Source organism: Kitasatospora putterlickiae, assembly GCF_039527695.1.
Lineage (GTDB): Bacteria > Actinomycetota > Actinomycetes > Streptomycetales > Streptomycetaceae > Kitasatospora > Kitasatospora putterlickiae.
Genome location: NZ_BAAAKJ010000341.1, coordinates 7,274 through 14,190 on the forward strand (window position 1 = coordinate 7,274; position 6,917 = coordinate 14,190).

Genomic DNA, 6,917 nt, shown 5'->3' on the forward strand with positions numbered 1-6,917 from the left:
GGTCGCCTGGCGGACGAGTTCGCCCTGCATCGTGAACGGTGGCGCCTTCCGGGGGTTCTCCAGCGCCTGCCTCACGATGCTGTCGTGCAGGACCGCCGCCGCCCGGTGCTGCTCCTCGGCCGTGGACAGCTCGGCGACCCGCCGCGCGCAGCCGGCCAGCCGCACCCGCGCCTCCCGCTCGCGGACCGCCGCCCCGGCCGTCGACAGGGCCAGGAGCAGCACGAGGCCGAACACCAGCACGTCCGACACGGAGTCCGGCCGCACCCACCACCCCGGCGCCAGGACGGTCAGGCCGGCCGGCAGCAGCCCGACGCACCCGGCGGCGCAGACGAGCCCCGCCCGGAGGCCGAAGGCCAGGTACGCGGTGAACGGCACCAGGACCAGCAGCGCCCGCGACACCCCGGAGCCGTCCGCCAGCGCGACCACCGCTATCAGCGGCACCCGCGCCGCCAGCAGCAATTCGGCGGGCAGCCGCGCGGCCGGGGACGGGCCCGGGCCCGGCGCCTCCAGGGCGAGCAGGGCCAGCAGGCCCCCGGCGAACACGGTGATCCTGGCACCGCCGAACTCCCCTGCGGCGAAAGCCGCGTGGTGGAATCCACCGACCAGGACCACCGTGTAGAGCACGGGCGGGATCCACCGCACGGCGCGCTGTTCCATCCACCCTCCCCAGTGCCGACCGGGCCGGTCCCGACCATCGCCGGGGACTGTACCCGCATTCCCGGCCCCCTCCCCTCCTCCGGCCGAAAGACCGGCCGAAGGTCATAGCGGACCCCGGCCCGGACGCCGCCGAACCGTGTCCTCCGGCAGCTTCCGACAGCGCCGGCCCGCCCGGATCCGCCGGGGCGGGGCCCGCTCGCCCGGCCCCGGCGAATCCGGGACGGACGGAACCGGGACGGACGGAACCGGGACGGGCGGCGTCACCGCTTCATGTAGACGCCGTCCATGAAGTCGACGATCTGCTGGTCCGTCAGGCGCTGGCCCTCGCGGTGGCCCATCGCCAGGTCCGCCTCGCTGATCATGCCGACCAGCCGGTCACCGTCGATCACCGGGATGCGGCGGATCTGGTGCTGCTCCATCTTCCGGAGCACGGTGTCGACGCCGTCCTCGGCACGGACGCAGTGCAGGTGGCCGCCCAGCTCCGAGGCCTTGGTGGCGGCCGGGTCCCGCCCTTCCGCGATACATCGGACGATGATGTCGCGGTCGGTGATGATGCCCTTCAGCTTCTGGTCCGCCCCGCAGATCGGCAGGGCGCCGACGCCCATGTCCCGCATCATCCGGGCGGCGTCGGCGAGGTTCTGGTCGGCGCCGATGCACTGGGCGCCGGGATGCATGATGTCTCGCGCAGTGGTCACGGGGACTCCTCCTCAGGTTTCCCCCCGAGCACCGGATGGTCCGGTGTTCCCACGCTATGCACGCCGCCGACGGTGCGCGAGCCCATCGCGCCGGGGCTACCCGCGGTCACCGCCCGCCCCGGGGGCGCGGGCCGATACTGGGAGTGTGACGGAGGAGTTCACCATGGCCGCCGGCGCCGCGCCCGAGCGCGGCCCGGTCGACGAGGCGGTCCGGGTACGGCCCGCGACGGCGCTGCGCCCGTACGTGGCCTGGTACGCGGGCTACCGCCAACGCGGCCTGCCGCCCGCCCTGCACCGGGGCCTGCCGTCCCCGTACCTGACCTTCATCCTGACCCTGGACGAACCGCTCACCATGGCCGGCCACCCGGACCCGGCGCAGCCGCCCGGCCGGTACGCCACGCTGCTCGGCGGCCTGCACACCGCGCCGGCGCTGATCAGCCACGACGGCCGGCAGTCCGGCATCCAGCTCGCCGTCCACCCGCTCGCGGCGCGGGCGCTGTTCGGGCTGCCGGCCGGGGAGTTGTCCGGGCTGGACGTCCCGGCGGAGGCCGTGCTCGGGGCGACGGTCGCGCACCTCCGGGAGGCGGTCCAGGAGGCCTCCGACTGGCCGGAGCGGTTCGCGGCGCTGGACGGCGCGCTGCTGAGGCTGGCGCGCCCCTCCGGCCGGGTGCCGCCCGAGGTCGTCCAGGCCTGGTCCGCGCTGCGGCGCAGCGGCGGGGCGCTACCGGTGGCCGTGCTCGCCCGGGAGACCGGGTGGAGCGGGCGGCACCTGCTGGACCGGTTCCGCCGGGAGACCGGCCTGAGCCCGAAGGCCGCCGCCCGGGTGATCCGGTTCGACCGGGCCCGGCGGCTGCTGGCCGCGCCCGCCGCGGCGCCCCGGCTGGCGGAGCTCGCGGCGCGCTGCGGCTACGCCGACCAGGCCCACCTGGCCCGCGAGTTCCGCGCGCTGGCCGGGTGCGCGCCGAGCGCCTGGCTGGCCGAGGAGGGGCCGGACGCGGCGAAGTTCCGAAACGTTCAAGCCGGGGCGGACGGGCCCGGGCCAGAGTGGGAGGCATGACGGCGGTCCGGCCCGGTACCCCTCCGGAGGCGGTCGCCGCGATCTGGAGGAGGTACTCTCCATGGACACCGAGACCACCGGCACCACCGGCACCGGCACCGGCACCGGCACGCCGCCCATCCCGCCCGCGCCGCAGGTCTGGCCGAGCCTGCGCGCCCGCGACGCCCGCGCGCTGATCCGCTTCCTGTCGGAGGCGTTCGGCTTCGAGGAGGTCGTCGCCTACGGCGAGGGCGGGTTCGTGGCCCACGCGGAGCTGGCCTGGCCGGAGGGCGGCGGCGTGATGCTGGGCTCCGACCGGCCGACGCCCGAGGGCGAGGAGCCCTGGCCGGGCGGCCCCGGGACGTTCACCGCGTACGTGGTCACCGCGGACCCGGACGCCCTGCACGCGCGCGCGCTCGCCGCCGGGGCCCGGATCACCACCGCGCCGTTCGACACCGACTACGGCTCGCGCGACTTCGCCGCCGCCGACCCGGAGGGCAACCGCTGGTACTTCGGCAGCTACCCGGGCGCGCCGCGGCCCCCGGCGGGCTGAGCCGAACGCCCCGACGGGTGTCTTCACGGAACTTTTAGGTCGGATGACCTATTTTTTTCTCCATGACCACCTCGACACACCTCCACGCACCCGCCACGCCCGACACGCTCACCCACGACCCGCACGGCCCGGTCCTGCTGGTCGGCGGCTACGGGACGGTCGGCAGCGAGCTCGCCCGCCTGGTGGCGGCCGAGCACCCGGTGCTGCTCACCGGCCGCTCGACCGAGCGGGGAGCGGCGCTCGTCCAGGACCTCGGCGGCGCCCCGCACGCCGAGGTCCGCCGCTGGGACCTCGCCGAACCGGCGCCGTTCGAGGCGGCGGTCCGCGCCGTGGTGGGTGTGGTCAACGACCCGGACGACCGGGTGCTGCGCGCGGCCGCCGCCGGCGCGGTGCCGTACGTCGACATCACCCGCTGGACCGTCCGGCTCCAGCGGGCCGCCACCGTGGCCGCCCTGCTGCGCCCCGCCGCGCCGGTGCTGCTCTCCTCCGCCTGGATGGGCGGGGTCGTCAGTCTGGTCGCCGCCGCGCTGGCGGAGCGGCTCGGCGGGGCGGAGCGGGTCGAGACCGCCATCCGCTGGGACCTCGCCGACCGGGCCGGCGCCGACTCCGTCGAGTTCATGGACCGGCTGGGGCTGGACTACGAGGTGGTCCGCGAGGGCCGCCGCCACACGATCGCACCGCTGAGCGACGCGGGCGCCGTCCGGATCGGCCGCCACCCCACCCGGGTCGCCCGGATCGACACGCCCGAGCAGTTCACCCTGCCGCTCACCCTGGGCACCGGCACCGCCACCACCCGGATCGGCTTCAGCTCGGCGCTCAGCACCCAGGCCCTGCTGGCCGCCAAGCACGCCGGTTTCTTCCGCTGGGGCCGGGGCGAGCGCTGGGAGTCCGCCCGCCGCGCCCTGCTGTACTCCCCCGGCGACGGCGGCACCGCGCTGCTGCGGATCGACGTCACCCATGGCGGCCGCACCCTCGCCGCCGTCGTCGAGGACCGCGCGGGCCAGGCCCACCTCACCGCCGTCGGCGGGCTGCTCGCCCTGCGCCGCGCCCTCGGCACCGACGGTTCGGCACCGGCCGCCGCCGGAGTCTCCTTCCCGGAGCAGACCCCCCGGCCCGACCAGGTCCTGTCCGCGCTCGCCGCCCTCGGGGTCACGGTCGACATCCGGTCCTCCACCGGCTTGGATGCTGCCGCATGAGCACCACACCCGGCCCCGACGGCACCCGTGACACCGACCAGCCAGGCACCCCCGCGACGCGGGCGCGCGGGCGGAAGGGGGCGGAGCGGCGGGAGACGCTGTTGGACGCGGCGGAGGGGCTGCTGGTCGCCGAGGGCGGGCCGGAGCTGACGATGCGGGCGGTGGCGGCGGCGGCCGGGGTGCGGCTGGGCCACCTCCAGTACTACTTCCCCACCCACGCCGACCTGGTGGCCGCCGTGCTGGAACGGGTGCTGCGGCGGTCGGCGGAGCGGTTGGCCCCGCTGCTCGCCCCCGGCGCCGAAGGCCCCGGCCCTGAAGACCCCGGCCCTAGGGCTCCCGGCACCGAAGGCCCCGGCGCTGGAGCCCTCGACGCCGAAGACCCCGCCGCGGCCCTGGTGGCGGCGCTGCTGGCCGAGCAGGAGGACGTCCGGCTGGTGCGGCTGTTCGCCGAGGTGTGGGCGCTCGCCGCCCGGGACGCGGGGGTGGCGGGCGCGGTCCGCGGGTTCTACGACGACTACCGCGACCAGGTGGCCGCGTTCCTCGCCCAGCGCCGGCCCGGGCTGCCGGAGGACGAGCGGCGGGCCCGGGCCGGGGTGTTCGTGATGCTGATCGAGGGGGCCTCGCTGTTCCGCTCCGGCGTCGCCGCCGAACGCGCGCCGGCCACCGACGCCGTACTGCTCCGCACCGCGCTGGACCTGCTCGGACCGTAGCGCGCGGCCGTGACCCGCTCGCGCCCCGCGCCCCCCACGGGCAGACTGGCCGCGACGGACCCGGCCCGCCCGGGACGCGCGCAGCCTCGGAGGCGGCGATGCCGCAGATGGTGGTCGACGGGCGCACGCTCGCGCTCTCGCACCTGGACAAGGTGTACTACCCGCAGACCGGCACCCTCAAGGGCGAGGTACTGCGCTACTACGCCGCCGTCCACACCGCGCTGCTGCCCCACCTCCACGACCGCCCGGTGTCCTTCCTGCGCACCCCCGACGGTGTGGCGGCCGAGGTCTTCATCGCCAAGAACCCGCCCCCGGGCACACCCCGGTGGGTGCGCACGGTCGAGGTGCCGAGCACCGGCGGCGAGCTGCGCCAGGTGGTGCTGGAGAGCGGCGCCGCCCTGCTCTCGCTGGTGAACCTCGGCTGCCTGGAGCTGCACGTGCCGCAGTGGCACGCCGCCGCGCCCGGGTTGGCGGACCGGCTGGTGCTGGACCTCGACCCGGGCGCGGGGGCGACCGTGCTCACCTGCCGCACGGTCGCCGGGCTGCTGCGCGAGCGGCTCGCGGCGGACGGCCTGGAGGCCTGGGTGAAGACCTCCGGCGGCAAGGGTCTGCACCTGCTGGTGCCGCTGGAGCCGACGCCCAGCGCCCGGGTCTCCGCCTACGCCAAGCAGTTGGCCGCCGAGCTGGAGACGGCCCACCCGGACCTGGTGGTGCACACCATGGCGAAGGCCCGCCGCACCGGCCGGGTGCTGGTCGACTGGTCGCAGAACGCGGCGAAGAAGACCACCGCCGCCCCGTACACGGTGCGGGCGCAGCAGCGGCCGACGGTGTCGGCGCCGCTGTCCTGGGCGGAGCTGGACGGGGCCGGGTCGGCCGAGGAGCTGGTGTTCACGATCACCGAGGTCCCGGAGCGGCTGGCGGAGCACGGCGACCTGTTCGCGCCCCTCCTCGATCCGGCGCGCGCCCGCCCGCTGCCCGCCCCCGACAAAGCCCGCCCGCCCAGCGAAGCGCCCCCGGCGGCGGCCCCTCCCACCGCCGCCCGTGACCCCGTGGTCCTGGAGCCCCCCGTGGAGGTGATGCGCCCGGCCGCCGTACCCGCCGTACCGCCGGCGGACGGCCTCGGCGGGGCCGGGGTGGTGTACGAGCTGAAGCTGGACGGGTTCCGCTGCGTGGCCTTCGCCCGTGGGCCGACGCGCCCGCCGTTCCTGCAGTCCCGCTCCGGGCGGGACCTCGCCGCCGGGTTCCCGCCGATCGCCGCCGCCGTGGCCCGGCTGCCGGCCGGGCTGGTGCTGGACGCCGAACTGGTGGCCTGGCGCGGCGGGCGGTTCGCCTTCGAGGAACTGCTGCGGACCCGCCAGGCACGGGCCGCCGACGACGTCGCGCTCGGGCTGATCGCCTTCGACGTGCTGGCCCTGCCCGGCCGCGACGTCCGGGGCCTGCCACTGGCCGACCGGCGGCGCCTGCTGCTGGCCGCGCTGGACGGCGTCCCGCCCCCGGTCCAGGCCGTCCTCGCCACCACCGACCGGGCCGAGGCGCTGAGCTGGATGGAACGCCTCGCCGACACCGGGGTGGAGGGGCTGGTCTGCAAGGCGGCCGGCTCGCCGTACCGGGCCCGCGGCGCCGGGCGGCTCTGGGTGAAGTACCGGCGCGGCGACACCACCGACGCCACCGTGCGCGCCGTCACCGGTCCGCCCGCCCGGCCCCGGGCGGTGGTCCTGGAGCTGGACGACGGCCGGGTGCTGCTCTCCTCGCCGCCGCTGTCGCCGCCCCAGTCCCGGCAGGTGGCGGAGGCGGCGGCCGGACGGCTCGGCGCGCCCGGCCACGACCCGCAGTACGGAACCGTCCGGCCGCTCACCACCCCGCTGCGGGCCGAGGTGACCGTGACCGGACGGCCCCCGACGGCGCTCTTCGTCCGGCTGCGCGGCGACTGAGCCCGGACGGACCCGCACGCCGGATGCGCCGCCAGCACCGCACGCCGGACCCGCACGCCGAGGGAGCCACGCACCATGGAGCACACGCCCACCCCCGCCGATACCTACGCCGACGCCGACGCCGAACCGCGCGGCGGCG

6 protein-coding genes and 2 pseudogenes are annotated in these 6,917 nt (G+C 77.1%); 6 read left to right on the forward strand and 2 right to left on the reverse strand.

Annotation, left to right across the window (positions count from 1 at the left end):
• A pseudogene (locus ABD308_RS31790) lies at positions 1–657 on the reverse strand (hypothetical protein); the annotation flags it as partial.
• 260 nt (positions 658–917) lie between these two features.
• Positions 918–1,352 carry a CBS domain-containing protein gene (locus ABD308_RS31795; protein WP_344342781.1) on the reverse strand — a complete coding sequence of 145 codons (435 nt, stop codon included), beginning with the start codon at positions 1,350–1,352 and terminating at the stop codon, positions 918–920.
• Between the two features lie 145 nt (positions 1,353–1,497).
• Between ABD308_RS31795 and ABD308_RS31800 the strand changes: the two genes are divergently transcribed.
• The 6 genes and pseudogenes from ABD308_RS31800 to ABD308_RS31825 all read left to right on the forward strand — a co-directional run bounded on the left by ABD308_RS31800 (position 1,498) and on the right by ABD308_RS31825 (position 6,778).
• Entirely contained in the window at positions 1,498–2,409 is a 912-nt protein-coding gene (locus tag ABD308_RS31800) for an AraC family transcriptional regulator (protein ID WP_344342783.1), read from the forward strand.
• Between the two features lie 61 nt (positions 2,410–2,470).
• Positions 2,471–2,941 carry a VOC family protein gene (locus tag ABD308_RS31805; RefSeq protein WP_344342785.1) on the forward strand — a complete coding sequence of 157 codons (471 nt, stop codon included), beginning with the start codon at positions 2,471–2,473 and terminating at the stop codon, positions 2,939–2,941.
• Positions 2,942–3,003: 62 nt separating this feature from the next.
• On the forward strand, positions 3,004–4,137 hold the full coding sequence (locus ABD308_RS31810; protein ID WP_344342787.1) for a saccharopine dehydrogenase family protein: 1,134 nt from the start codon (positions 3,004–3,006) through the stop codon (positions 4,135–4,137).
• A complete protein-coding gene (locus ABD308_RS31815; RefSeq protein ID WP_344342789.1) occupies positions 4,134–4,847 on the forward strand; it encodes a TetR/AcrR family transcriptional regulator in 714 nt (237 codons plus the stop codon). Before ABD308_RS31810 ends, ABD308_RS31815 begins: the two co-directional genes overlap by 4 nt.
• 98 nt (positions 4,848–4,945) lie before the next feature.
• Positions 4,946–5,824 (forward strand): annotated as a pseudogene (ligD, locus tag ABD308_RS31820) (non-homologous end-joining DNA ligase); the annotation flags it as partial.
• Between the two features lie 99 nt (positions 5,825–5,923).
• Entirely contained in the window at positions 5,924–6,778 is an 855-nt protein-coding gene (locus ABD308_RS31825) for an ATP-dependent DNA ligase (RefSeq protein ID WP_344342791.1), read from the forward strand.
• The last annotated feature ends 139 nt before the right edge of the window (positions 6,779–6,917 follow it).